The organism is Streptomyces albus subsp. chlorinus (assembly GCF_013302895.1).
Lineage (GTDB): Bacteria > Actinomycetota > Actinomycetes > Streptomycetales > Streptomycetaceae > Streptomyces > Streptomyces chlorinus.
Genome location: NZ_VJOK01000001.1, coordinates 2281859 through 2307057, shown reverse-complemented (window position 1 = coordinate 2307057; position 25199 = coordinate 2281859). Strand labels below are relative to the sequence as shown.

The window sequence follows — 25199 nt, the reverse complement described above, 5'->3', positions numbered from 1 at the left end:
CCCATCGGGTACCGAGCCCCGCGAGTCGGGCACCCCGGCCTCGCCGGCCTTGCGCACGCCTCCGCCGCCCGCTGTGGACAACGCTCGTGGTCGAGGGATCTAGGCTGCCCCCATGAACGCGACTTCTCCCTCAGCCGCCTCCCCGGCCCCGCGCGTGCTGCTCCTGCACGGCCCCAATCTCAACCTGCTGGGAGAGCGCGACCGTGACACCTACGGCAGCACCACGCTCAAGGACGTCGAGGAGCGCACCACGGCTCTCGGCGCGGAGCTGGGAGCCCGGGTACGGTGCGCGCAGAGCAACAGCGAGGGCACGCTCGTCGACCTGATCCACGCCACACGCGGCAGCGACGACGGCATCGTCTTCAACCCGGGCGCCTACGCGCACTACAGCTACGCGCTGCGCGACGCGCTGGAGGCCGTGGCGGGACTCGGCATCCCGTGCGTAGAGGTGCACATCTCCAACGTGCACGCCCGCGAGCCCTTCCGGCACACCTCCGTGACGGCCCCCGTGTGCCAGGGCATGGTCTCCGGACACGGCGTCTTCGGATACGAGCTGGCGCTGCGCTCGGTGCTGCACCGGATCGCCGAGTGGGGCGCGCTCAAGCCGCAGCCGGAGTGACCCGCGGAGCCGGGCGGAGGGGTCCGCGGGCCCCGCGGGACGGTGGCGCTGTCCGGTGGCGGCGCTATTCGGTGCCGGTCACCGCGGTGAGGATGAAGACCGCGTCCTCCAGGGCCAGAACACCGTGCCGCAGGTGCGGGACGCGCTGGATCTGCCCCGCCCCGACGTCCTGGTCGGCGGTGCCCTCCGTCAGCCGGATGCTGCCCTGGAGGACGTGGACGCTGGCCGCGGGGGGCGTGTTGTGCTCCTCCAGGGACGAGCCCTCGGTCAGCGCGATGACCGACTGCCGCAGTGGCCCGTCGTGCAGGAAGAGGTACGCGCTGCGGCCGTGCGGGTCCTTCCTCGCCAGCGCCAGGTGCTCGGCTGCCAGTGCGCTCACATCATCCATACGTCCATCGTGCCCCGCACGCCACATGACGCAACCGGGCGACCCGCGCGGAGCGCCGCCGATTCCGCCCGTGCGGGTCAGCCGTTCCAGGCGCGACCGTGCGAGTCAGCCGTTCCAGGCGCCCTCGGCCGCCGCCTCCCGCGCGAAGTCGGTGAAGTCCCGCGGCGGACGGCCCAGCACCTCGCGTACGCCGTCCGAGACCGCCGCGTTGCGCCCGTCCAGCAGCTGCCCGAACAGTCCGCCCAGGAACGCCACCAGATCCGCGGGCAGACCCTGGCCGGCCAGCCATGCGCCGTACTCCTCGGGGCCGAGCGGCAGGTAGCGCACCTGGCGCCCGCTCGCCGCCGCCACCTCGGCCACCGCCTCACCGAAGGTGAGCAGGCGCGGGCCCGTCAGGTCGTGGACGCGGCCGTGGTGCCCGTCCTCGGTGAGCGCGGCGGCGGCGACCTCGGCGATGTCCCCCGCGTCGATGAACGGCTCGCGCACGTCCCCGGCGGGGAAGGGGAGTTCGCCCTCCAGGACCTGCGGCAGGAAGACGCCTTCGCTGAAATTCTGGAAGAACCAGCTGGTGCGCAGGATGGTCCATTCGGTGCCCGCCTCCCGCACCGCCCGCTCCGTGGCCTCGGCAGCGTCCTCACCGCGCGCCGACAGCAGCACCAGGCGCCGCACCCCCTTCTCGGCGGCGCGCCGGGAGAAGGCACGCACCGCCTCGGCGGTCCCCGGTGCCCCCACGTCGGGCTGGCAGACGACGAAGACGGCGCCCACCCCGTCCAGCGCCCCGTCCCAGGTGCCGGGGGACTCCCAGTCGAAGGGCGGCGTCCCCGACCGCGTCCCCACCCGCACCGGGTGGCCCTTCTCGCGCAGCCGCGCGGCGACCCTCCTGCCGTTCTTGCCGGTGCCGCACAGGACGAGGACAGGGGCGTTAGAGGGCTGCGGCGCGCCGGCCCCCCGCGCGGCGGTGCTGTGTGCGCTGCTGCTCTGTGCGGTGGTGCTGTGTGCGGTGCTGCTCAGTGCGGCAGTTTCGTGTGTGGTGGCGCTGTGTGCGGTGGTGCTCTGTTCGGCGGTGTTCTCCGCGGTCCGCTGACTGGTGTGTGTCATGGCTCCAGCCAACGCCCTGAACGCGAGCGGGAACATCGTCTATCGGCTCACCTCCATGTCCCAGCGTCTACGCTGCTGCCGTGACAGGCGTAGGGGAGGAGAACAAGGGCGGCGTCAGCCGTGCGAGCGGCGACGGCGGGGACGCGCTGACCGAGGCGCTCACCGAGGTGCTGGGCGGGGCGCGGGCGCGGGGCGGGCTCTTCCACCGCGCGGTGCTCGCACCGCCCTGGGGCGTACGGGTGCAGGACGGTACGCCGCTGTCGGTGGCCTGCATGATGCGCGGCGAGGGCTGGGTGCGGCACTCCGAGGACCCGGAGCCCGTCCGGATGGTGCCCGGCGACGTGGTGGTGCTGCGCGGGCCCGCGCCCTACGTGCTGGCCGACGACCCCGCGACCGAGCCGGGACTGCTGATCCAGCCGGGCGACTGCTGCACCACACCGGACGGCCAGGACATGTGCGAGGAGCTGGCCCTGGGGGTGCGCACCTGGGGCCGCGACCCGGACGACCCCGTGGTGCTGCTGAGCGGCAACTACCAGCTGCACGGCGACCTGAGCGCACGGCTGCTGGACGTCCTGCCGCCCGTGCTGGTGCTGCGGGAGGGCGAGTGGGACGCGGCGCTGCTGCCGCTGGTCGCCACGGAGATCGTCAAGGACGCGCCGGGCCAGCAGATGGTGCTCGACCGGCTGCTCGACCTGCTGCTGGTGTCGGTGCTGCGGGCCTGGTTCGCGCGCCCGGAGGCATGGGCCCCCGCCTGGTACCGGGCCCAGAGCGACCCGGTCGTCGGAGTGGCGCTGCGGCTGCTGCACGAACAGCCCGGCCACGGCTGGACGGTGGCCGGGCTCGCGGCCAAGGCCGGGGTGTCCCGCGCCGCCCTCGCCCGGCGGTTCACCGAACTGGTCGGTGAGCCGCCCATGGCCTATCTGGCGCGCTGGCGCATCGACCTGGCCGCCCGGCTGCTGCGGGAGCCGGGTGCGACCCTGGGCGCCGTCGCCCGCCGGGTGGGCTACGCCGACGGTTTCGCCCTGAGCACCGCGTTCAAACGGCTGCGCGGGGTGAGCCCCAGCGCCTACCGCGCGCAGCTCGCCCCGGATACGGCCCCCCGGTAGCCGGCCCGCACGCCGCTCCCGGGTAGTCGGCCCGCACGCCGCCCCCGGTAGTCGGCCTGTGCGCCGCCTCCCGGTAGCCGCACCAGTACGTCGCCGCCCGGCAGCCGGTCCGTACGGCGTCGCCGCCCGGCCGCCGGCCCGCCCCGGTGACCGGCTCGTCCCGGTGACCGGCTCGTCCCGGTGACCGGCCCGCCCCGGCTGTCAGAGGGCGGGTGCATGCTGGGGACATGTACGAGGAACGCCCCTCGCGGCTGCCGGGCGCCGTGGCGTGGACCCGTGGTGCCGTCTCCCCCGGCACCACGGGACGGGTGCTGCCCGACGGGTGCATGGACCTGCTGCTGTGGAACGGGGAGCTGGTCGTCGCGGGCCCGGACACCCGCGCGCACATGGCGACCGAGCGCCGCGGCCTGCCGGTGCACGGCCTGCGCCTGCCGCCCGGCACCGGTCCCAGGGTCTTCGGCGTACGGGCCTGGGAGCTGCGCGACCAGCGGGTGCCGCTGGACGCTCTGTGGCCGTCCGGGCAGGTGCGGCGAGTGCGGGAGGGGCTCGCGCAGGCCCGGGACCCTCTCGCCGTCCTGGAGGCGGTCGCGGCGGCGCGGCTGGCCGCCGAGCGGCGCGCGGGCGGCGATCCGCGTGCCGCCGCCCTGACCGAGGCGCTCGTCGCCCGGCTGCGGGCCGGTGCCGGGGTCGCCGAGACCGCCCGGTACGTGGGCCTGAGCGGGCGTCAACTGCACCGCCGGTGCCGGGACTCCTTCGGCTACGGCGCCAAAACGCTGGCCCGCGTGCTGCGGATGCGGCACGCGCTGCGCCTCGCCGCCTCGGGCGTGCCCCTCGCCGAGACGGCCCTGCGGGCGGGGTACGCCGACCAGGCCCACCTGTCGCGCGAGGTCCGCGCCCTGGCGGGCGTTCCGATGAGGGAGCTGGTGCGCGGGACGGGCTAGCTTCCGTGCACCCCGTCGCACCGGGAAGAGCGCGGCGCGACGGGGCGGACGCCGGGGGCGGACGCCGGGAGACGGGCGTACGGAAACGCGGGGTCAGGTGTGGGGTGCGAACAGGTCCACGCCGTTGCCGTCCGGGTCCCGTACGACGGCGTACCGCTGGCCCCAGGGAGCGTCCCACGGGGCGAGGTGTCCCTCGTATCCGGCGTCGGTCAGCTCCCCGTAGAGCCTGTCCACGCCGGCGGGGGAGTCGCACAGGAAGGCGAGCCCGACGCGCCCGCTACCGCGCGGTGGCGCCGCCCAGCCGGGGTCGAACGAGCGGACGGTCTCCTCGGTGTCCCAGGCGATCCGCACGCCGCCCGGCCCGGTGAACTCCACGTGCGGCTGCGTGTCCGCGTCCGCGGGGAGGTCGAGTCCGAGCCGCCGGTAGAAGGCCAGCGAGGCGGCCATGTCGGAGGTGACGAGGCCGACGAGGTCGAATCGAGGTGTCATGCCCCGCACGCTAGGCCCGCTCCCCGGCCGGGTCTTGAACGAATCGGACGCCCCGCGCGGCGGCCGGACGGCGTCCGCACGGAGACCGGATCGCACGCGGACCACACCCGCGCGGCGTCCGCACGGTGACCGAACCGCATCCGCAGGGCACCTGCACGGTGACCGAACCGCACCCGCGCGGCGGACCCGGGAAGTGGGCACCGTTACGGTGGGTGGATGGCCGAGATCCTCACCGTGCTGACCACCACCGGCTCCCAGGAGGACGCCCAGGCGCTGGCCTCGGGCGCCGTCGAGCGGCGTGTGGCGGCGTGCGCGCAGATCGACGGGCCCGTCACCTCCGTGTTCCGTTGGGAGGGCGCCGTGCGGACGGAACCGGAGTGGCGGGTGCTGTTCAAGACGAGCGCGGCGCGGTACGACGCGCTGGAGGCGTACCTGCGCGAGGCGCACCCCTACGACGTGCCGGAGATCATCGCCGCACCCGTCGTGCGGGGCGGTGACGCCTACCTGCGGTGGGTGGAGAAGGAGACGCGGCCCTCCCGGCCGTCCTGAGCCGCCGCCTTTTTGGTTACGGTCGCCCTATGCACGCCATGGACGGCACACCGGCCGCGGAGGGCGGCGGCGCCGCGTACGGGCCCCACCCGGGCGGCACCGCGTACGGGCCCGCCTACGCGCCCTCCGACATCGAGCGCTGGGTGCCGGAGCCGGACAAGCGGCCGGGGCGTACCGCCTTCCAGCGGGACCGGGCCCGCGTCCTGCACTCGGCGGCGCTGCGCCGGCTGGCGGGCAAGACGCAGGTCGTCGCCCCCGACGCGGCGGCCGACTCATGGGACGCGACGCCGCGCACCCGCCTGACCCACTCCCTGGAGTGCGCGCAGGTGGGCCGCGAGCTGGGGGCCGCGCTGGGCTGCGACGCCGATCTGGTGGAGACCGCGTGCCTGGCGCACGACCTGGGCCACCCGCCCTTCGGCCACAACGGCGAGGCGGTGCTCGACGAGATCGCCGCGCCGGTGGGCGGCTTCGAGGGGAACGCCCAGTCGCTGCGGCTGCTGACGCGGCTGGAGCCCAAGCGGTTCTCGGCCGAGCCGGGCGGCCAGGAGCACGTCGGCCTCAACCTCACCCGTGCCGCGCTGGACGCCGCCACCAAGTACCCGTGGCGGCGCGGCGGGCACCCGGCGGACCCGGCCTCGCGCAAGTTCGGCGTCTACGACGAGGACCTGCCCGTCTTCCGCTGGCTGCGCGAGGGCGCGCCCGAGGGCCGTACCTGCTTCGAGGCGCAGGTGATGGACTGGTCGGACGACGTGGCCTACTCGGTGCACGACCTGGAGGACGGCATCAGGGCCGGGCACCTGGACCCGGGGCTGCTGCTGTCCGGGCCGGAGCGGCGCGACATCTTCGCCTGCGCCGCCGCCCGGTACGCGCCGGGCGCCGAGGAGGCGGAGCTGGCCGCCGCGCTCGACCGGCTGCTGGCGCAGGAGTGGTGGCCGCACGGTCACGACGGCTCGGCGCTGGCGCAGGCCCGGCTCAAGGACGCCACCAGCCAGCTGATCGGCCGCTTCTGCATGGCCGCCGAGGCGGCCACCCGTGCCGCCCACGGTTCCGGTCCGCTGACCCGGTACGCGGCCGAGCTGATCGTGCCGGAGCCCTCCCGGCTGGAGTGCGCGGTGCTCAAGGCGGTGGTCGACCGCCATGTGATGCAGCGCCCCGACCTGGAGCGGCTCCGCGGCGAGCAGCGCGTCCTCCTCCAGGAGCTGGCCGAGGCGCTGCTGTCCCGCGCCCCCGAGGGCCTGGACGCGCAGTACGCGGACCTGTACGCGGCGGCGGGCGGGGGCGCCGATGGCGAGGCGGCGCGGCTGCGGGTCGTCGTCGACCAGATCTCGACGCTCACCGACGCCGCGGCGCGCGGCCTGCACCGGGTGATGACGGATCCGGGCCGGGGCGCGGGCAGGGGCCGGGGTGCCGGAGCGGGTGCGGACGGCGCCCGCCGGGTCCGCCGGGGCCGCCGGGGCCGCCGGGGAGGGGGGACCGCCCGATGAGCGGTGGCGGGATCGGGCGGCGGGCCCGCAGGACACCGGGGTGGGCAGCGGGCACCGGGGCGGTACGCCGCGTCACGGAACCCGTCATGGCGCGCACACGTCCCTTCCGCGCCCCCTGCCTCTTCCCGCGCCTGGTGGGATGCGGGACGCTCACGTGTGCACAACGGGGGACAGGCACGTGTGCACGACGGGGGACAGGACGGCCCACAGGGGGCAGCGTCTTCGAGGAGGAGGCTACAAGTGGTCGACGCACACCGTACGTTCGTCATCGTCGGCGGGGGGCTGGCGGGGGCGAAAGCCGCCGAGACCCTGCGCGCGGAGGGTTTCACCGGCCGCGTGATCCTGATCGGTGACGAGCGCGACCATCCCTACGAGCGCCCCCCGCTCTCCAAGGGCTATCTCACCGGTTCGGCCGAGCGCGACAGCGTCTTCGTGCACGAGCCCGCCTGGTACGCGGGCGCCGACATCGAGTTGCACCTGGGGCAGCCGGCCGTCCAGCTCGACCGGGCCGGGAAGTCGGTGCGGCTGGGCGACGGGACCCGCGTCCACTACGACAAGCTGCTGCTGGCCACCGGCGCCGAGCCGCGCCGCCTGGAGATCCCCGGCACCGATCTGGCGGGCGTGCACCACCTGCGCCGTCTCGCGCACGCGGAGCGGCTGCGCGGGGTGCTCACGGCGCTCGGCCAGGAGAACGGCCACCTGGTGATCGCGGGCGCCGGCTGGATCGGGCTGGAGGTGGCCGCCGCCGCGCGCACCTACGGCGCGGAGGTCACCGTCGTCGAGCCGGAGCCCAGCCCGCTGCACTCCGTGCTGGGCCCGGAGCTGGGCGCGCTCTTCGCCGACCTGCACCGCGAGAAGGGCGTCCGCTTCCACTTCGGCGCGCGGCTGACGGAGATCACCGGTACGGACGGCATGGTGCAGAGCGTGCGCACGGACGACGGGGACGAGCACCCCGCGCACGACGTCGTGGCCGCCATCGGCGCGGCGCCGCGCACCGCGCTGGCCGAGGCGGCGGGTCTGGAACTGGCCGGGGCCCCGGTCGGCGGCATCGCCGCGGACGCGTCGCTGCGCACCAGCGATCCGGACATCCATGTCGCCGGGGACGCGGCCGCCGTCATGCATCCGCTGCTGGGCACCCGGCTGCGCGTCGAGCACTGGGCCAACGCGCTCAACGGCGGGCCGGCCGCGGCCCGGGCCATGCTCGGCAAGGAGGTCACCTACGACCGGGTGCCGTACTTCTTCTCCGACCAGTACGACCTGGGCATGGAGTACTCCGGTTACGCCCCGCCCGGTTCGTACGACCAGGTGGTGTGCCGGGGTGATGTGGGCAAGCGGGAGTTCATCGCCTTCTGGCTGCGGGAGGGCCGGGTGCTGGCCGGGATGAACGTCAACGTCTGGGACGTGGCCGGCCCGATCCAGGACCTGATCCGCTCCGGTGCCGCGGTGGACCCGCACGCGCTGGCCGACCCGGGTGTGGCCCTGGAGTCGCTGGGTACCGCGTGATGCCCGGGCGGCGCGTGGGGGTTACGTTCCTGTAGAGGGCCCACGGGAGCGCTCGCCGGAGCGCTCGGTGCCCGGTGCCCCCAGCGCCGCCCGCGCGCGGTGAGCCGACCGACAAGGGACGAGTGAGCGATGGCGAAGCAGACGGTGGCCGAGCAGTTCGTCGACACCCTGGTGCGCTCGGGGGTCGAGCGCCTGTACGGAGTGGTGGGGGACAGTCTCAATCCGGTCGTCGACGCCATCCGGCGCAATCCGGCCATCGACTGGATCCAGGTGCGCCACGAGGAGGCCGCCGCCTTCGCCGCCGGCGCCGAGGCGCAGCTCACCGGGAAACTCGCCGCGTGCGCGGGCTCGTGCGGCCCCGGCAATCTGCACCTGATCAACGGCCTCTTCGACGCGCACCGCTCCATGGCGCCGGTGCTCGCGCTGGCCTCGCACATCCCCAGCAGCGAGATCGGCACCAGCTTCTTCCAGGAGACCCACCCCGAACGTCTGTTCGTGGAGTGCAGCCACTACAGCGAGCTGATCTCCAGCCCCCGGCAGATGCCCCGCGTCCTGCGGACGGCCGTCCAGCACGCCGTCGGACAGCAGGGCGTCAGCGTCGTGGCCCTCCCCGGCGACCTGGCCTCGCAGCCGGCGCCGGAGACCCCCGTCGAGCACGCCCTGGTCACCTCCCGGCCCACGGTGCGGCCCGGTGACGCGGAGATCGACGCGCTGGTGCGCATGATCGACAGCTCGGAGAAGATCACCCTCTTCTGCGGCGCGGGCACGGCGGGCGCCCACGCGGAGGTCATGGAGTTCGCCGAGCGGATCAAGTCGCCGGTCGGGCACGCGCTGCGCGGCAAGGAGTGGATCCAGTACGACAACCCGTACGACGTGGGCATGAGCGGGCTGCTCGGCTACGGCGCCGCCTACGAGGCCACCCACGAGTGCGACCTGCTGATCCTGCTGGGCACCGACTTCCCGTACAACGCGTTCCTGCCGAAGAACTGCAAGATCGTCCAAGTGGACGTGCGGCCCGAGCACCTCGGCCGCCGCACCCAGCTCGACCTGGCCGTCTGGGGCGACGTCCGGGAGACGCTGCGCTGTCTGACCCCGCGGGTGCCGGTCAAGACGAACCGCGCCTTCCTCGACCGGATGCTCAAGAAGCACGCCGACGCGCTGGAGGGCGTCGTGTCCGCCTACACCCGCAAGGTCGACAAGCACGTGCCCATCCACCCCGAGTACGTGGCCTCGATCCTGGACGAGGAGGCCGACGACGACGCGGTCTTCACCGTGGACACGGGCATGTGCAACGTGTGGGCGGCCCGCTACCTCACCCCCAACGGGCGGCGCCGGGTGATCGGCTCGTTCAGCCACGGCTCGATGGCCAACGCGGTGCCGCAGGCCATCGGCGCCCAGTTCCTCGACCGGAACCGCCAGGTCGTCTCCATGTCCGGCGACGGCGGCTTCGCCATGCTGATGGGCGAGTTCCTCACGCTGGTCCAGTACGACCTGCCGGTGAAGGTGGTGCTCTTCAACAACTCCTCGCTCGGCATGGTCGAGCTGGAGATGATGGTGGACGGCATGCCCGCACACGGGACGAGCAACCGCAACCCGGACTTCGCGGCGCTGGCCCGGGCGGCGGGGGCCCACGCCGTCCGCGTCGAGAAGCCCAAGCACCTGCGCGGCGCGCTGCGGGACGTGCTGAAGCACAAGGGCCCGGCCCTGATCGACGTCGTCACCGACCCCCACGCCCTCTCCCTCCCGCCGAAGATCACCCGCGAGCAGGTGAGCGGGTTCGCCCTCTCGGCGGGCAAGACCGTGCTGGACGGCGGCGTCGGGCGCATGATCCAGATGGCACGCTCGAACCTCCGCAACATCCCCCGCCCCTGAACCGCGCCCCCCGCCGCCCCGTCAGGGGCGCGGGGAACGGCGCGCTCAGCCACGGCGCTCACGCGGCCCGCGCCCGGCGGTCAGGGGCACCCCCTCCCCGGAACGAGGGGCGGCCGGGGCGCCCCCGGTACCAATGGGAGGGGGTAACCATGTCAGCGGCGGCCCGTAGACTCGTGGCGTGGCTGGCAGGATCAATGACGAGGACGTGAAGGCGGTCAGGGACGCGGTCCCGATCGACTCCGTCGTCTCCGAGTACCTCCAGCTGCGCAACGCCGGCGGCGGCAACCTGAAGGGGCTGTGCCCTTTCCACGACGAGAAGTCCCCCTCCTTCCACGTCAGCCCCAGCAAGGGCCTCTACCACTGCTTCGGCTGCCAGGAGGGCGGGGACACCCTCGACTTCGTGATGAAGGTCGACCACCTGTCCTTCTCCGAGGCGGTCGAGCGGCTCGCGGCCCGCGCCGGGATCACGCTGCGCTACGAGGAGGGCGGCTACGGCCGCGCCTCGCAGCAGGGCGAGCGCACCCGGCTGGTGGAGGCCCACAGGATCGCCGCCCGGTTCTACGCCGAGCAGTTGGAGGGGCCCGAGGCACAGATCGGGCGGCGCTTCCTGGCCGAGCGGGGTTTCGACCAGCGGGCCGCCGAGCACTTCGGCATCGGGTACGCGCCGGCCGGGTGGGACCACCTGGTCCGCTATCTGCGCGGCCAGGGCTTCACGGACAAGGAGCTGACGCTCTCCGGGCTCGCCCAGGAGGCCCGCAACGGGCGGCCCATCGACCGCTTCCGCGGCCGGCTGATGTGGCCCATCCGCGACATCACCGGCGATGTCGTCGGCTTCGGCGCCCGCAAGCTGCGCGAGGACGACCAGGGGCCGAAGTACCTCAACACCCCCGAGACGCCGATCTACCACAAGTCCCAGGTGCTCTACGGCATCGATCTGGCCAAGCGGGAGATCGCCAAGGCCAACCGCGCCGTTGTCGTCGAGGGGTACACGGACGTGATGGCCTGCCACCTGGCCGGCGTCACCACGGCGATCGCCACCTGCGGCACCGCCTTCGGCGGGGAGCACGTGAAGATCCTGCGCCGGGTGCTGATGGACAACTCCCAGTCCGAGGTGGTCTTCACCTTCGACGGCGACGCGGCGGGCCAGAAGGCGGCGCTGCGCGCCTTCGAGGACGACCAGAAGTTCGCGGCCCGCACCTGGATCGCCATCACGCCTGGCGGCATGGACCCGTGCGACCTGCGGCTGTCCCAGGGGGACGAGGCCGTGGCCAAGGTCGTCGAGGGCCGCACCCCGCTCTTCGACTTCGCCATGCGCTCGATCGTGGACCGGCACAACCTCGACACGGCGGAGGGGCGTTCGGCGGCGCTGGAGGAGGCCGCACCCGTCGTGGTGCAGATCAAGGACCCGTCCATCCGGCGCGGTTACGCGGTCCGGCTCGCGGGGCTGCTGGGCATCGTGGACGAGGAGTTCGTCGTCCGCCGTGTCGCCCAGCTGGCCCGGTGGGCGCGCGAGCGCGGCCAGGCGCCTGCCCGCGCGCCCCAGTCCGCGCGGGTGCGCGAGGCCCCCGCCGTGCGGGCGCCCTTCGTGCCGCGCGGCCCCGATCTGAATCTGCGCAGCCCCGCGCACCGCGTCGAGCGGGAGCTGCTGAAACTGGCCCTGCAGCGCCCGGAGCTGGTCTCGCCGGCGTTCGACGCCTATGGGGCCGACGAGTTCACCGCGCCGCCCTACGCGGTGGTGCGGCAGGCCATCGAGGCGGCGGGCGGCGCCGAGGCGGGCACCGCGGACACCGGCTACCTGGGCCGGGTGCGGGACGCCGCGCCCGACGACACCGTACGGTCGCTGATCACCGAGCTGGCCGTCGAACCGCTGCACAGCGCCCGCAGCCGGGAGGTCGACGAGGCGTACGCGGGCGAGCAGTTGGTCGCCGTGCGGCTCGCCGCGGTGCGCGCCCGCATCACCGAGCTGGAGGGCACGGCCCGCCGCCTGGAGGCCCGCCAGGAGTACGAGCGGTCGGCGGGGGTGCGCCAGCAGATCTGGACGCTCCAGCAGTACGGCACGGCGCTGCGGGAACGGGGAGCCGCCGCGCTCTGAGCCGGACCCGCGCGCGGCGGCGCCACCGTGCTTGCGCCGGCCGTGCTTCCAACGGCCGGGCTCCCGGCGGACGTTCCCGTGCGACCGCTCCCGGGCGGCCGTGCTCCCGCGTGGCCGGCGGTGGTCCTCAGCGGGCGCCGGCCGAGCGGTCCCTCGGTGCGCCGCCGGCGAACGCGTGCCTTCCGGCGGCACGGGAGACCCACCCGCCCCCTCCGCCCCGCTCCCGCGTAGCGGGCCGTGCGCTGAGGGTGACGTTTGGCGGAAAAACTGCGCGCACGCCTCTCGTGGCAGGAGTGTGTCCTGCCCCACACTGGTGAGCGGTGCCTGAGTCCTCGGTGCGGGGCGGTGGTGACCAGGACGGGTCACATTCCCCCGCGGATCCGCACATTTCGTACGGGATGGAGCGCGGCCCGGCCGCAGCCGTCCCCGTCTCGCACGCCGCCCCCGAACCGGCAGCGATCACACTGGAGGTCGCCCCCGTGCAGACCCAGACCCTGAAAGCGGCGCCCCTCGCGGCCCCGGAAGACGCCGGGGTCCCGCCTTCCGTACCGCTCGTCGTGCCCACCGCCGTGCCGCCGGAGGAGATGCCGCCCGGACCCGTGCCACCCGAGGACGCACAGCCCGAGGCCGAGCGCGAGCCCGAGGCCGAACCCGTACCGGACGGCTCCGGTGCTGCCGGAACCGTGCCCGCCCAAGGCGCCGCGTCCGAGGCGGGGCCGGAGCCGGAGCCGCCCGGCCCGCAGCGGGAGCTTGCGGCCTCCGGCCCCTCGGCGGACCTCTTCCGCCAGTACCTGCGCGAGATCGGCCGCATCCCGCTGCTGACCGCGGCCGAGGAGGTGGAGCTTGCCCGGCGTGTGGAGGCGGGGCTGTTCGCCGAGGAGAAGCTCACCGGCACCCCGGAACCGGACAGCCGGCTGGCCTCCGAGCTGGACCAGCTGGTGGTGCTCGGCCGGCTGGCCAAGCGCCGCCTCATCGAGGCGAACCTGCGGCTGGTCGTCTCCGTCGCCAAGCGCTACGTCGGGCGCGGCCTGACCATGCTCGACCTCGTCCAGGAGGGCAACCTCGGGCTGATCCGCGCGGTCGAGAAGTTCGACTACGCGCGCGGCTACAAGTTCTCGACGTACGCCACCTGGTGGATCCGCCAGGCCATGTCCCGGGCGCTGGCCGACCAGGCGCGGACGATCCGGGTGCCGGTGCACGTCGTCGAGCTGATCAACCGCGTGGTGCGGGTGCAGCGCCGCATGCTCCAGGAGCGCGGCTACGAGCCGACCGCCGAGGAGGTGGCGGCCCAGCTCGACCTGACCGAGGAGCGGGTGAGCGAGGTCCTGCGCCTGGCGCAGGAGCCGGTGTCGCTGCACGCGCCCGTCGGGGAGGAGGACGACGTCAACCTGGGCGACCTCATCGAGGACGGCGACGCGCCCTCACCCGTGGAGTCCGCCGCCTTCCTGCTGCTGCGCGAGCACCTGGAGGCCGTGCTCTCCACCCTCGGGGAGCGCGAACGCAAGGTCGTCCAGCTCCGGTACGGCCTGATCGACGGCAGGCCCCGCACCCTGGAGGAGATCGGCAACCTGTTCGGCGTCACCCGGGAACGCATACGGCAGATCGAGTCCAAGACCCTCACGAAGCTGAGGGAACACGCCTTCGCCGATCAGCTGCGGGGGTATCTGGACTGAGGCGCTCTTGTCAGTCCCTTCGGGGCCTCTCCATAATCGCGGCATCGCTTGGCATGCCCGCGACATGCGAGTCCGCGTGCGAGCAACCCCCCACGAGAGGACGCCCGTTGAGGACCACCGGCAAGCACCTCAAGCACCTCAAGCACCTCAAGAGAGTCACCGCCGTCGGCGCCGTCGCGCTCGCCGCCTTCAGCCTCACCCCCTCGGCCGCCTCCGCGCTGCCGGGCGGCGGGGCGGGCGGGGACGGCGACCCCGGCGCGACCGTCGTCGGCGGCACCCCGGCCCGGCAGGGCGAATTCCCCTTCATGGTGCGGCTGTCCATGGGCTGCGGCGGCTCCCTGCTCCGGCAGGACATCGTGCTGACCGCGGCGCACTGCGTGGACGGCAGCGGCCCCGACACCGGCATCACCGCCACCGGCGGCGTCGTCGACCTGGAGGACCCGGCCGCCGAGACGGCCAGGTCCACCGAGGTCGTCCAGGCCCCCGGCTACGACGGCAACGGCAAGGACTGGGCCCTCATCAAGCTGGACAAGCCCCTCGACCAGCCCACCCTGCCCCTCGCCAAGGACGCCGCCTACAATGAGGGCGAGTTCACCATCGCGGGCTGGGGCGCCGACAAGGAGGGCGGCGACCAGCAGCGGTACCTGCTCAAGGCGCAGGTGCCCTTCGTGGACGACGCCACCTGCAAGAGCGCCTACCCGAACCTCGTCGAGGACGAGGAGCTGTGCGCGGGCAAGCTGGACACCGGCGGCGTCGACACCTGCCAGGGCGACTCGGGCGGCCCGATGTTCCGCAAGGACGACGCGGGCCAACTGGTGCAGGTCGGCATCGTCAGCTGGGGCGACGGCTGCGCGAGGCCGGGCAAGCCCGGCGTGTATACCGAGGTCAGCACGTTCGCCGCTGACATACAGGCGGCTGCCGGGAAGCTGGGGTAACTCCTGTCGGCCGGGTTCCGGCCGTGGCCCCCTGGCGTTCTCGCGGGGGTCACGCCCGGAACGGCACCGCCGGACTCGTCCTCGGTGGCTGCTCGCCGTCGCGGCGGACGCGGGTTACTCCACCTCCGCCACCGCCGCCGCGAACTGCGACCTGTACAGCCGCGCGTAGGCACCCCCGGCCGCCAGCAGGCTCTCGTGGTCGCCCTGTTCGACGATCGAGCCGTTCTCCATGACCAGGATGACGTCCGCGTCGCGGATGGTGGACAGGCGGTGGGCGATCACGAAGCTGGTGCGCTCGGCGGCCAGGCGCTCCATCGCCCGCTGGATCAGCACCTCGGTGCGGGTGTCCACCGAACTGGTCGCCTCGTCCAGCACCAGGATCACCGGGTTGGACAAGAAGGCGCGGGCGATGGTGAGGAGCTGCTTCTCGCCGGCGCTGACCGTGTCGCCCTCGTCGTCCAGCACCGTGTCGTAGCCGTCCGGCAGGGTACGGATGAAACGGTCGGCGTGCGCGGCGCGGGCGGCCTCCTCCACCTGCTCGCGGGTGGCGCTCCCGGTGCCGTACGCGATGTTCTCGGCGATGGTGCCTCCGAACAGCCAGGTGTCCTGAAGGACCATGCCGATGCCCGCGCGCAGCTCCTCGCGGGACATGGCGGCGATGTCGGTGCCGTCCAGCAGGATGCGGCCGCCGCCTACCTCGTAGAACCGCAGCAGCAGGTTGACCAGTGTCGTCTTGCCCGCGCCGGTGGGGCCGACGATGGCCACCGTCTGGCCGGGTTCGACGGTGAGCGAGAGGTTCTCGATCAGCGGCCGGTCCTCGGTGTAGCGGAACGAGACGTTCTCCAGCTCCACCCGGCCGCGCGGATCCGCGGGCCGCTGGGCGTGCGCCTCGTCCGGCTCGGGGGACAGCTCCTCGGCGTCGAGCAGCTCGAAGACCCGCTCGGCGGAGGCCACCCCCGACTGGATGAGGTTGGCCATCGAGGCGACCTGGGTCAGCGGCTGGCTGAACTGCCGTGAGTACTGGACGAACGCCTGCACGTCACCGATCGACAGCGTCCCCGAGGCCACCCGCAGCCCGCCGACGACGGCGACGAGCACGTAGGTGAGGTTGCCGACGAACATCATCGCCGGCTGCATGATCCCGCTGATGAACTGCGCCATGAAACCGGCCTTGAAGAGCGCCTCGTTCTGCACGGCGAAGGTCTCGGCCGACTCGCGCTGCCGGCCGAAGACCTTCACCAGCCCGTGGCCGGTGTACATCTCCTCGATGTGCGCGTTGAGCGCGCCCGTGGACTTCCACTGCGCCACGAACTGCGGCTGCGCCCGCTTGCCCACCCGGGTGGCCACCAGCGCCGAGAGCGGCACGGTCACCAGCGCGACCAGCGCCAGCAGGGGCGAGATCCAGAACATCACCCCGAGCACGCCGACGATCGTCAGCAGCGAGGTGGTGAGCTGGCCCATGGTCTGCTGGAGCGTCTGGCCCAGGTTGTCGATGTCGTTGGTCACGCGGGAGAGCACCTCGCCGCGGGACTGCTTGTCGAGGTAGGACAGCGGCAGCCGCGACAGCTTGGCCTCGACCCCCTCGCGCATCCGGAAGACGGTGCGGGTGATGACCCGCGTCGAGATCCGCCCGGCCCACAGCATCAGCAGCCCGGAGGCCGCGTAGACGGCGACGACCGTCAGCAGGACGCCGCCGACGGCGCCGAAGTCGATGCCCTGCCCCGGGGTGAAGTCCAGCCCCGCGAGCATGTCGGCGGCCCCGCTGTCGCCCCGCTCCCGCAGCCCCTCCAGGGCCTGCTCCTTGGTGAGGCCGTCGGGCATCCGGCCGCCGATGAAACCGCCGAAGACCAGGTCGGTCGCGTGCCCGAGGATCTTCGGGCCGATCACGCTGAGCCCGACGCTGGCGACGAGCACCGCCAGCATCAGCAGCAGCCGGCCCCGCTCCGGCCGGAACTGCCCCAGCAGCCGCTTCCCCGACCCCTTGAAGTCCATGGAGCGCCGCGGCGGCGCCCCTCCCATCCCCGGCCCGGACATCAGGCGGCCTCGCTTTCCGTCAGCTGGGAGAGCACGATCTCCCGGTACGTCTCGTTGCTCGCCATCAGCTCCTCGTGCCGGCCCGTCCCCACCACGCGGCCCTCGTCCAGGACGAGGATGCGGTCGGCGTCGCGGATGGTGGCCACGCGCTGGGCGACGATGACGACGGTCGACTGGGCGGTCCGTCTGGCGAGCGCCGCCCGCAGCGCCGCGTCGGTCGCGTAGTCCAGGGCCGAGAAGGAGTCGTCGAACAGGTAGATCTCCGGCCGGTGCACCAGCACGCGGGCGATGGCCAGCCGCTGCCGCTGCCCGCCGGAGACGTTGCTGCCGCCCTGGGAGATCGCCGCCTGGAGGCCGCCCTCCATCCGCTCCACGAAGTCCTTGGCCTGCGCCACCTCCAGGGCCTCCCACAGCTCCTCGTCGGTGGCGTCCGGCCGGCCGTAGCGCAGATTGGAGGCGACGGTGCCGGAGAAGAGGTACGGCCGCTGCGGCACCAGGCCCACTGTGGAGGCCAGCAGCTCGGGGGCGAGGGTGCGCACGTCCTCGCCGTCGACGAGCACCTGACCCTCGGTCGCGTCGAACAGCCGGGGCACCAGCCCCAGCAGCGTCGACTTGCCGCTGCCCGTGGAACCGATGACGGCCGTCGTCTCACCGGGGCGCGCCACCAGGTCGACGCCCTGCAGCACGGGTGCCTCGGCGCCGGGGTAGCCGAACCCGGCGCCGCGCAGCTCCAGATGGCCGTGGCGCCGCAGCCGGCGGACGGGGGAGGCGGGCGGGACGACACTGGAGGAGGTCTCCAGCACCTCCTGGATGCGCTCGGCGCACACCTCGGCGCGGGGCACCATCATGAACATGAAGGTGGCCATCATCACCGACATGACGATCTGCATCAGATAGGCGAGGAAGGCGGTCAGCGAGCCGATCTCCATGGCGCCGTCGTCGATGCGGTGGGCGCCGGCCCACACCACCACGACGCTGGAGAGGTTCACCACGGTCATCACGACGGGGAACATGAGCGCCATCAGCTGGCCGGTGCGCAGCTGCACATCCGTCAGTTCGGTGTTGGCCCGGTGGAAGCGGCGCCGCTCGTAGTCGTCCTTGACGAAGGCGCGGATGACGCGGACGCCGGTGATCTGTTCGCGCAGGATGCGGTTGACGTTGTCCAGCCGCTCCTGCATGGAGCGGAACAGCGGCCGCATACGGCGCACGATCAGCCCGACGGTGACGCCGAGCACGGGCACCACACCCAGCAGCACGCCCGAGAGCGGCACGTCCTGGCCGAGCGCCATGAAGATGCCGCCGAAGCACATGATCGGCGCCGTGACCATCAGCGTGAAGGCCATCAGCGTGACCATCTGCACCTGGAGCACGTCGTTGGTGGTGCGGGTGATCAGCGAGGGCGCCCCGAACCGGCCGACCTCGCGGGCGGAGAAGGACTGGACGCGGTCGAAGACGCCCGCCCGGATGTCCCGGCCGATCGCGGCGGCGGTCCGCGCGCCCAGGTAGACGGCACCGATGTTGCAGACGACCTGCACCACGGAGACGGCCAGCATGAGGCCGCCGTACTCCAGGATGTAGCCCGTGTCCCCGCGGACGACACCGTTGTCGATGATGTCGGCGTTGAGGGTGGGCAGATAGAGGGTGGCGCAGGTCTGTATGAGCTGGAGCAGGACGAGAAGCGCGACCGGCTGCTTGTAAGGGCGCAGCCGGGCGCTCAGTAGGCGGATCAGCACACGGATGTCCTCATGGTCAAGGAGGGTGTTCGGAAGGCGGGGGTCGAAGAGCGTAACTGCGGGCGGCTCTCAGGCGCTCCCATTTTCGGCGTTCTCCGGGTGCCACCGCGCTCAAGGCCGGGCAAAGGACGAGGAACCGGCTACACCCGCAGGGCGCCCGGGTACATCTCCTCGCGCACGGTCGCGTACTGCTGGCGCACGGCCTGCCCGATGGCACGGTCGTCGTCGGCGGCCTCGAACACCTGGCAGGCGGCGGCCGGCCACTGGGGCGGGTAGCCGGAGCCGGACAGGGCCCAGGCGGCCTGGCGGGCGGCACCGAGCGCGGCGTAGTCGGCGGGCTCGGGCACCACGACCTGCGCGTCCAGCAGCGCGGGCGCCGCGGCGCGCACGGCCTCCAGACCCGCGGCCTGTCCCAGCAGGAAGACCCGGCGGACGGACACGCCCCGGGAGCGCAGCACCTCCAGCGCGTCGGCCAGCCCGCACAGCATCCCCTCCACCGCGGCGCGCGCCAGGAATTCGGGCTTCATGCTCTCGCGGCGCAGCCCGTGCAGGGAGCCCGCGGTGTGCGGAAGCTGCGGCGTCTGCTCACCCTCCAGGTACGGCAGCAGCACCAGTCCGGAGGAGCCGGGGGTGGAGGCCAGCGCCAGTTCGGACAGCCCCTCCAGACCGGTGCTCAGCATCCCGGCGGCGCCGCGCAGCACCCGGGTCGCGTTGAGGGTGCGCACCACGGGCAGGTGGATGCCGGTGGCGTCGGCGTAGGAGGCGATGGTGCCGGAGGGGTCGGTGAGCGCCTCGTGGTGGACGGCGCACACCGAGCCGGTGGCGCCCAGCGAGATGACCGCGTCGCCCAGCCCCAGCCCCAGCCCGAAGGCGGCGGCCATCGTCTGCCCCGTACCGGCGGAGATCAGCAGGCCCTCGGGTGTGTACCCGGCGGGCTGCGAGGGGCTGACGACCTCCGGCAGCCGCACCTGGTGGCCGAGGGCCAGCTCGACCAGGTCCGGCCGGTAGGACTCGGCCGCAGCCGACCAGTACCCGGTGCCCGAGGCGTCCCCCCGGTCGGTCACCCGCCGCTCGGGACGGCCCAGCAGCTGCCAGACGAGCCAGTCGTGCGGCTGCATGATCTCGGCCACCCGCCGGGCGGCCCCGGGCTGTTCGCGGGCCAGCCAGCGCAGCTTGGAGACCGGGTGGCCGGCCTGCGGCACCGTGCCCACCGCCTGCGCCCAGGCCGCGCGCCCGCCCAGCGCGTCCACCAGATCGGCCGCGGCCGTCTGCATCCGCTGGTCGTTGCCGAGCAGCGCGGGCCCGACCGGGGTGCCGGCGGCGTCCAGTGCGAGGAGGCCCTGCTGCTGGGCGGAGACGCCGATGGCCTGCACGTCGGTGAGCCGGCCGCCGCCCGCCGCCTCGCCGAGGGAGAGCAGCCAGGACTGCGGGTCGTCGCGCTCCCCGGGGTGCTCGGCGTGACCGTGCCTGAGGACCGCGCCGGTCTCCGCGTCGCAGACGACGATGCTTGTGTACTCGGCTGAGCTGTCCAGTCCGGCGACTATCCCCATGGCCGGAATGATGCCTCATAGCCGCCCGTACCGGCCCTGGTACCCCACCCGCGTGACCCACGCCTCACCTGCCACGTCCGCGCGCCGCTCCCCCTGCCGCTCCTTCCGTCCGTTTCCGTACCGTCGCGCCGGGAGCCCGCGCGGCCTAGCGTGTCAGCAGCCCGTACGGCACCCGACGACCGGAAGGGGAGCCCCTTGCCCACCCTGGAACCGGACGAGCCCGGCACCGCACCCGAGCCCGACCCCCTGTGCCGGCTCACCCTCGCCGACCTGCGCCGCCGCACCAGCATGAAGTGGCGCACCCACGACCCGGACGTGCTGCCCCTGTGGGTGGCCGAGATGGACGTGCCCCTGGCCGAACCGGTCGCCGAGGCGCTCCATGAGGCGGTACGGCTGGGCGACACCGGCTACCCGGCGGGCACCGCCTACGCGGAGGCGCTGGACGACTTCGCACACCGCCGCTGGGGATGGCGCGTCCCGGCCGCGCGGACCGCCCTCGTCCCGGACGTGATGCTCGGCATCGTCGAGGTGCTCAAGCTCATCACCTCGCCCGGCGACACGGTCGTGGTCAATGCACCCGTCTACACGCCCTTTTACCAGTTCGTCACGCACCTGGACCGCCGGGTGGCGGAGGCTCCGCTGGACGCGGCCGGGCGGCTGGACCTCACGACGCTGGAGGCGGCGTTCGCCCGCGCCACCGAGGGCGGGCGCCGCGCCGCCTACCTGCTGTGCAGCCCCCACAACCCCACCGGCACCGTGCACACCGCCGACGAACTCGCCGCCGTCGCCGCCCTCGCCGACGACGCGGGCGTCCGGGTGGTCGCGGACGAGATCCACGCGCCCCTGGTGCTGCCGGGGGCCCGCCACGTGCCCTATCTCTCGGTGCCGGGCAGCGCGACGGGCTTCTCGCTGATGTCCGCCTCCAAGGCGTGGAACCTGGCCGGACTCAAGGCCGCGCTGGCCGTCGCGGGCAGCGGGTCGGCGGACGAACTGGCGGCCATGCCGGAGGAGGTCGGCCACGGTCCCAGCCACCTGGGCGTCCTCGCCCACGTGGCCGCCCTGCGGCACGCCACCGACTGGCTCGACGGCCTGCTGGCGGGGCTCGACCGCAACCGGCGGCTCCTGGGCGAACTGCTCGGACGCCGGCTGCCCGGTGTCCGCTACCGCCCGGGGGAGGGCACCTACCTGGCCTGGCTGGACTGCCGCGACCTCGGCCTGGGTGACGACCCCGCGGCGGTCTTCCTGGAGCGCGGCCGGGTCGCCCTCAACTCCGGGCCCTCCTTCGGCACCGGGGGAGCGGGCCATGTGCGGCTCAACCTGGCGACCTCCCCTCAGATCCTCCAGGAGGCGGTCCATCGGATGGCCTCCGCGCTGTGAGCCCTCGCGTCCCGCGGGCCCTGTGGGACGCGGGCACAAGGCGGACCCGTGACCGCTCCTCGCGGTCACGGGTCCGTGCCCAGGGGGTGGGTGGCGCGTCAGCAGCGCTTGGACGAGTACGCGTAGCTCTGCTTGCTGTCACCCATCGCGCGGACGGCGCCGCGGGCGGCGGTGCAGTGGCGCACGGTGTTCGCCGGGTAGGACCAGAAGGAGGCGGCGGAGGTGCGGTTCCAGACCCGCAGCCCGACCAGCTTCTTGGTGTTGAAGTCGTAGACGGCGATGTTGGTGGCGTAGTTCTTGTGGTTCTGGCGGAAGCTCTTCCACACGTACAGGTAGCCGTAGTTCCGCTTGCAGCGCGGCGAGTAGAACTGCTTGACCGACGCGATGACCTGGCCCTTGCGCTTGATGTGGCCGGTCGAGCCGATCTGGTACGCGTCGTTGCAGGGGAGGGCCCGCAGGGAGTCCTCGTCCATGGAACCGTCCTGGTCCGCCATGGAACCGTCCTGGTCCGCCATGGCGGTGGACATCGCCCCGCGGTCCGCCTCCGGGGCGGGGGCCGGGTTACTGCCGGCCTGGGCGGCGCCGGCGGGCAGCAGGGCCATCGCACAGGCGGCCGTTACGAGAGCGCCCTTGACGGGCGAGAGCGTGCGCATGGGTCTCCTCCTTGAGGGAGAACGGGATCTTCCGGACATAACGGCCGGATTCGGGCATAGAGTAAGAGTCCCCGGTGCCCTCGGAGGGGATTGGCACCCGCTACGGCGGGTCGCGTGGAAAGGGGCCCGGCACCACCAACGTGGTGCCGGGCCCCGGGGATTGGGCCATACGGACCGCCGGTCCCGGCCGTACGGGCGGCCACCGCCCGCACGGCCGGACGGCGACCGGGTCAGCAGCGCTTCTGGGACGCCGCCTGGTAGGCCTGCGGGGTGCCCGCCGGGCGCAGGGAACCGATGCCGGAGGTGCACTGGTCCACCGTCTTGGCACCGTCCGTCCAGAACTCCTGCTGCTTGGTCCCGTTCCACGACGTGGCCGCGTGGACGGTGTCGTCGCTGTAGCTGTAGACCCCCGCGGTGACGTCGTAGGGAGCGGCCGTCTTGTGGAAGCTGTCCCACACCCACACGTAGCCGTAGTTCTCGTCGCACTTCTTCGAGTAGAACTGCTTCACGGAGGCGATGGTCTCCGTCCCCCGCTTGATCAGCCCGCGCTCGCCGATCGGCACGGCGTCGTCGCAGACGCCCGCGGTCCGCGCCAGCCGGCTGGCCGGGTTCCCCTCGGGGGAGGGAGCGGTGGAGCGGGCCGGTTTCTGCGGGTGGGAGGGCGGGGTGGCCGGGCCGCTGCCCGCGTACGCCGCACCGGCCGGCAGCAGCACCAGTGCGGAGGTCGCGGCGACGAGCGCGCCCTTGTTCAGGCGTGTGGAACGCCGAGAGCGTATGGAAAACACGATGACATTTCCCCCTCTGTCGTGAAGATACCCCCAATGCACGGCATTCGAGGTATCAGAGACATCCGAGGCATTCACGTCATGCGGTGGATGCGCCGGATACCCAGTAAGACACATCGGCCCCCCGAGGGGTTGTACGTCGTGCACGGCATCTCCGTGCGGCCAGGGGGTGTTGGCGACCGCGCGGCGCCGCCGGGACCGGGACGTGCCGGCGCCCACGGAGGGCCGGGCTGTTCTCGTCACCGCACGGAGCCGGTCCGTCCCCTTGCTCCGCCCTCCCCGTGTCAGGCGGGGAACTCCCGCAGGTCGCCGAGCACCTGCTCGCGGGCCCGGTCCGGCTCGACGCCCAGCCGGGTGAAGAGCGTCCGGGTGAGGGCGTCGTCGCAGCGCAGCAGCGCGAGCACCACATGGGCCACCCCGATGCACCGGTCCTTGCGTGCCGTCGCCTCGCGCAGCGCCTCCTTCAGGGCCCTCTTGGCCCGCGCGGCGAAGGGAAGGTGCCGGACGGGGGTGTCGGTGCCCGTCCCGCGCCCCCGCCCGCGCCGGACGTCCGCCGCCGGCGGCGGATCCAGCGCACCCTCACCGAAGGTCTCCTCCGTCCGCCGGCGGATCTCCTCCAGGTCGATGCCGAGCGCGCGCAGCGCCTCGGCGTCCAGGGGGCCCAGACCGTCGCGGGTGCCGGCCACCACCCCTGCCACCGCCGTCCGGCACGCGGACGGGGTGACACCGAGCCGGACGAGAGCGGCTGCCCCCGGCTGCTCCGGGTGGTGCAGCACCGCGAGCAGCAGGTGCTCGGTGCCGATCCGGTCGTGCCCGAGCGTGTTGGCCTCGTCCTGCGCGCGGATCACCACGTCCCGCGCCTCCCTGCTGAACCGTTCGAACACCGGCCCTACCTCCCTGTCCGCTTCGCGTGCTTCTTGTGGACGGCCTGCCTGCTGACGCCGAGGGCCGCCCCGATCTCGTCCCAGGACCAGCCCTGCCGACGGGCGCTGTCCACCTGGAGCGCCTCCAGCCGCTCGGTGAGCCGCCGCAGCGCCGCGACGGCCCGCAGTCCGACCGCCGGGTCACCGTTCATGGCGGCCTGCGCGGTGTCCACCGCTTCCTGCGCTTCGGTACCTGCCATGGTGTCAACTTAGGGTGACAAAGAGAGCGTGTCAACCGTTGTTGACGCGACCGGGGGTGGTGCGACGGGAGAAGGGGGGCGATGCGGGGAGAGGGGGGAGGGGAAGAGGGTGGTGGCCGGTTCCGGCCGGGCGGGGCGCACGTTCGCCGGTCGTCCTGGCGAGCCACGAGCCGGCCGTCCGACGCGCAAGGGTGCGGGGCGAGTTGAGGGAGGACGGGCCAGGGCGACGGTGTTCTCGGGAGGGACCGGCGGCACCCCGGACCGCTACGCGCGCTCCGGGAATCCACGGGCCGCGTCCTGCACCGGACCGAGCGCGCCGAACGGCGCACGGAATGTTCCACGGAGGAGAGTGGAGGCGGCCCGTGTCGAAGGCCGCCACGGTCCGCCACGGCCTTCGACCTCCACAGCGGAAAGCGCTCGGTCCGCTGTGCACGGTGGGGCGGGTGGGACTCGAACCCACGGCCGACGGATTATGAGTCCGCTGCTCTAACCGGCTGAGCTACCGCCCCGCAACGGCGCGCCGCGCACATCTGTGCGCGCCGTCTGCCGCAGCATAACCGTTCATAGGATCTGCCGCCCGCGCCGGGGGAGATCTACGCAGGTGAGGACCCCGAACAAGGGGTGATCGGTTCCCGCTCCCGGCCAACTTCCGCGAAGACCGACGACGACGTGCCCTGCGAGGGTTCCCGTCGGGCGGGCGGTGAGGGGGAGAGGACACGGAAAAGGGCCCCGGTGGGGCCCTTTCGAGTGATGCTCCCGCGACTGGACTCGAACCAGTAACCTGCCGGTTAACAGCCGGCTGCTCTGCCGATTGAGCTACACGGGACCGTCTCGTCGGTCGCGCTCCCGGTGGCCGGGGCGCTCCCTTGCGACGGGGAATACATTAGCGCATGCCAGGGGGTGCTCCGAAATCGGTATTGCCGCCGCTCGTGCGCGGTACCCCTTGAGGCGCCCCGACAGCTGCGACGCCGCCGGGGTGCCAGGAGAAGGACCAGTCGCCGAGAGAAGGAGCAAGTCATGCGCTACCGGCTCACGTTCGTGTCCGGACTGGCCGTCGGCTACGTGCTCGGGGCCCGCGCCGGACGCGAGCGCTACGAGCAGCTGAGGAAGGGCGCGCGAAGGATCGCGCAGAACCCCGCGGTGCGCAACGCCGGCGAGGCCGCGGCGCTCAGCGGACGGCAGGTGGCGGCCAAGG

21 protein-coding genes, 2 tRNA genes and 1 pseudogene are annotated in these 25199 nt (G+C 73.3%); 12 read left to right on the top strand and 12 right to left on the bottom strand.

What is annotated here, in order from left to right; translation table 11 throughout:
- The first annotated feature begins 112 nt into the window (after positions 1–112).
- Positions 113–619, top strand: coding sequence for a type II 3-dehydroquinate dehydratase (gene aroQ / locus FM076_RS10425; RefSeq protein ID WP_173869688.1), 507 nt, complete (start codon positions 113–115; stop codon positions 617–619).
- A gap of 64 nt (positions 620–683) precedes the next feature.
- Here the strand turns inward: aroQ and FM076_RS10420 are convergent, their stop codons facing one another.
- Both FM076_RS10420 and FM076_RS10415 read right to left on the bottom strand, forming a co-directional pair.
- Positions 684–1007, bottom strand: a complete 324-nt coding sequence (locus FM076_RS10420) for a cupin (RefSeq protein ID WP_173869686.1) — start codon at positions 1005–1007, stop codon at positions 684–686.
- Positions 1008–1112: 105 nt separating this feature from the next.
- Positions 1113–2105: an NAD(P)H-binding protein gene (locus FM076_RS10415; RefSeq protein WP_173869684.1), complete on the bottom strand. Its 993-nt coding sequence runs from the start codon at positions 2103–2105 to the stop codon at positions 1113–1115.
- Between the two features lie 146 nt (positions 2106–2251).
- Between FM076_RS10415 and FM076_RS10410 the strand changes: the two genes are divergently transcribed.
- Positions 2252–3211: an AraC family transcriptional regulator gene (locus FM076_RS10410; protein WP_173874650.1), complete on the top strand. Its 960-nt coding sequence runs from the start codon at positions 2252–2254 to the stop codon at positions 3209–3211.
- 227 nt (positions 3212–3438) lie between these two features.
- Positions 3439–4152 (top strand): helix-turn-helix transcriptional regulator, encoded by a 714-nt coding sequence (locus FM076_RS10405; protein ID WP_173869682.1) that lies wholly within the window; start codon positions 3439–3441, stop codon positions 4150–4152.
- 93 nt (positions 4153–4245) lie between these two features.
- On the opposite strand, the gene FM076_RS10400 is transcribed toward FM076_RS10405, so the two are convergent.
- On the bottom strand, positions 4246–4641 hold the full coding sequence (locus FM076_RS10400; protein ID WP_173869680.1) for a VOC family protein: 396 nt from the start codon (positions 4639–4641) through the stop codon (positions 4246–4248).
- A 216-nt stretch (positions 4642–4857) separates the two neighbouring features.
- Here FM076_RS10400 and cutA point away from each other — a divergent pair, with 216 nt between their 5' ends.
- From cutA to FM076_RS10365, 7 genes are all read left to right on the top strand, one after another.
- A complete protein-coding gene (gene cutA, locus FM076_RS10395; protein WP_173869678.1) occupies positions 4858–5190 on the top strand; it encodes a divalent-cation tolerance protein CutA in 333 nt (110 codons plus the stop codon).
- Positions 5191–5219: 29 nt separating this feature from the next.
- Positions 5220–6674: a deoxyguanosinetriphosphate triphosphohydrolase gene (locus FM076_RS10390; protein WP_428814790.1), complete on the top strand. Its 1455-nt coding sequence runs from the start codon at positions 5220–5222 to the stop codon at positions 6672–6674.
- Positions 6675–6914: 240 nt separating this feature from the next.
- Complete coding sequence (locus FM076_RS10385) at positions 6915–8177, top strand: FAD-dependent oxidoreductase (RefSeq protein WP_173869676.1); 1263 nt, start codon at positions 6915–6917, stop codon at positions 8175–8177.
- A gap of 129 nt (positions 8178–8306) precedes the next feature.
- Entirely contained in the window at positions 8307–10049 is a 1743-nt protein-coding gene (locus FM076_RS10380; protein ID WP_173869674.1) for a pyruvate dehydrogenase, read from the top strand.
- Positions 10050–10227: 178 nt separating this feature from the next.
- Positions 10228–12141 (top strand): DNA primase, encoded by a 1914-nt coding sequence (dnaG, locus tag FM076_RS10375; protein ID WP_173869672.1) that lies wholly within the window; start codon positions 10228–10230, stop codon positions 12139–12141.
- 398 nt (positions 12142–12539) lie between these two features.
- A complete protein-coding gene (locus FM076_RS10370) occupies positions 12540–13814 on the top strand; it encodes an RNA polymerase sigma factor (protein ID WP_243274413.1) in 1275 nt (424 codons plus the stop codon).
- Positions 13815–13921: 107 nt separating this feature from the next.
- Positions 13922–14749 (top strand): S1 family peptidase, encoded by an 828-nt coding sequence (locus FM076_RS10365; protein ID WP_243274412.1) that lies wholly within the window; start codon positions 13922–13924, stop codon positions 14747–14749.
- 114 nt (positions 14750–14863) lie between these two features.
- On the opposite strand, the gene FM076_RS10360 is transcribed toward FM076_RS10365, so the two are convergent.
- From FM076_RS10360 to FM076_RS10350, 3 genes are all read right to left on the bottom strand, one after another.
- The gene (locus tag FM076_RS10360) at positions 14864–16783 is read right to left on the bottom strand and encodes an ABC transporter ATP-binding protein (RefSeq protein ID WP_173869668.1); all 1920 of its coding nucleotides are present in this window, start codon (positions 16781–16783) and stop codon (positions 14864–14866) included.
- Positions 16783–18516, bottom strand: coding sequence for an ABC transporter transmembrane domain-containing protein (locus tag FM076_RS10355; protein WP_173869665.1), 1734 nt, complete (start codon positions 18514–18516; stop codon positions 16783–16785). The genes FM076_RS10360 and FM076_RS10355 overlap by 1 nt, the downstream gene beginning before the upstream one ends.
- Positions 18517–18656: 140 nt before the next feature.
- A complete protein-coding gene (locus tag FM076_RS10350; RefSeq protein ID WP_173869663.1) occupies positions 18657–20066 on the bottom strand; it encodes an FGGY family carbohydrate kinase in 1410 nt (469 codons plus the stop codon).
- A 288-nt stretch (positions 20067–20354) separates the two neighbouring features.
- Here FM076_RS10350 and FM076_RS10345 point away from each other — a divergent pair, with 288 nt between their 5' ends.
- On the top strand, positions 20355–21443 hold the full coding sequence (locus FM076_RS10345) for a MalY/PatB family protein (RefSeq protein ID WP_173874647.1): 1089 nt from the start codon (positions 20355–20357) through the stop codon (positions 21441–21443).
- 98 nt (positions 21444–21541) lie between these two features.
- On the opposite strand, the gene FM076_RS10340 is transcribed toward FM076_RS10345, so the two are convergent.
- From FM076_RS10340 to FM076_RS10315, 6 genes are all read right to left on the bottom strand, one after another.
- Positions 21542–22096, bottom strand: coding sequence for a hypothetical protein (locus tag FM076_RS10340; protein WP_173869661.1), 555 nt, complete (start codon positions 22094–22096; stop codon positions 21542–21544).
- A gap of 230 nt (positions 22097–22326) precedes the next feature.
- Positions 22327–22872 (bottom strand): hypothetical protein, encoded by a 546-nt coding sequence (locus FM076_RS10335; protein WP_173874646.1) that lies wholly within the window; start codon positions 22870–22872, stop codon positions 22327–22329.
- A 293-nt stretch (positions 22873–23165) separates the two neighbouring features.
- Positions 23166–23765 carry a Clp protease N-terminal domain-containing protein gene (locus tag FM076_RS10330; RefSeq protein WP_173869659.1) on the bottom strand — a complete coding sequence of 200 codons (600 nt, stop codon included), beginning with the start codon at positions 23763–23765 and terminating at the stop codon, positions 23166–23168.
- A 5-nt stretch (positions 23766–23770) separates the two neighbouring features.
- Complete coding sequence (locus tag FM076_RS10325; RefSeq protein ID WP_173869657.1) at positions 23771–24004, bottom strand: hypothetical protein; 234 nt, start codon at positions 24002–24004, stop codon at positions 23771–23773.
- A gap of 435 nt (positions 24005–24439) precedes the next feature.
- Positions 24440–24513, bottom strand: a tRNA-Ile gene (locus FM076_RS10320).
- A 244-nt stretch (positions 24514–24757) separates the two neighbouring features.
- Positions 24758–24830, bottom strand: a tRNA-Asn gene (locus FM076_RS10315).
- Between the two features lie 191 nt (positions 24831–25021).
- On the opposite strand from FM076_RS10315, the pseudogene FM076_RS33610 reads away from it, so the two are divergent.
- Positions 25022–25199, top strand: a pseudogene (locus FM076_RS33610) (YtxH domain-containing protein); the annotation flags it as partial.

What these genes read in the sequence shown, in the direction of transcription:
- aroQ (WP_173869688.1), top strand. Translation starts at nt 113, where the DNA reads ATGAACGCGACTTCTCCCTCAGCCGCCTCCCCGGCCCCGCGCGTGCTG.
- FM076_RS10420 (WP_173869686.1), bottom strand. Translation starts at nt 1,007, where the DNA reads ATGGATGATGTGAGCGCACTGGCAGCCGAGCACCTGGCGCTGGCGAGG.
- FM076_RS10415 (WP_173869684.1), bottom strand. Translation starts at nt 2,105, where the DNA reads ATGACACACACCAGTCAGCGGACCGCGGAGAACACCGCCGAACAGAGC.
- FM076_RS10405 (WP_173869682.1), top strand. Translation starts at nt 3,439, where the DNA reads ATGTACGAGGAACGCCCCTCGCGGCTGCCGGGCGCCGTGGCGTGGACC.
- FM076_RS10400 (WP_173869680.1), bottom strand. Translation starts at nt 4,641, where the DNA reads ATGACACCTCGATTCGACCTCGTCGGCCTCGTCACCTCCGACATGGCC.
- cutA (WP_173869678.1), top strand. Translation starts at nt 4,858, where the DNA reads ATGGCCGAGATCCTCACCGTGCTGACCACCACCGGCTCCCAGGAGGAC.
- FM076_RS10390 (WP_428814790.1), top strand. Translation starts at nt 5,220, where the DNA reads ATGCACGCCATGGACGGCACACCGGCCGCGGAGGGCGGCGGCGCCGCG.
- FM076_RS10380 (WP_173869674.1), top strand. Translation starts at nt 8,307, where the DNA reads ATGGCGAAGCAGACGGTGGCCGAGCAGTTCGTCGACACCCTGGTGCGC.
- FM076_RS10370 (WP_243274413.1), top strand. Translation starts at nt 12,540, where the DNA reads ATGGAGCGCGGCCCGGCCGCAGCCGTCCCCGTCTCGCACGCCGCCCCC.
- FM076_RS10360 (WP_173869668.1), bottom strand. Translation starts at nt 16,783, where the DNA reads ATGTCCGGGCCGGGGATGGGAGGGGCGCCGCCGCGGCGCTCCATGGAC.
- FM076_RS10350 (WP_173869663.1), bottom strand. Translation starts at nt 20,066, where the DNA reads ATGGGGATAGTCGCCGGACTGGACAGCTCAGCCGAGTACACAAGCATC.
- FM076_RS10345 (WP_173874647.1), top strand. Translation starts at nt 20,355, where the DNA reads ATGAAGTGGCGCACCCACGACCCGGACGTGCTGCCCCTGTGGGTGGCC.
- FM076_RS10340 (WP_173869661.1), bottom strand. Translation starts at nt 22,096, where the DNA reads ATGCGCACGCTCTCGCCCGTCAAGGGCGCTCTCGTAACGGCCGCCTGT.
- FM076_RS10325 (WP_173869657.1), bottom strand. Translation starts at nt 24,004, where the DNA reads ATGGCAGGTACCGAAGCGCAGGAAGCGGTGGACACCGCGCAGGCCGCC.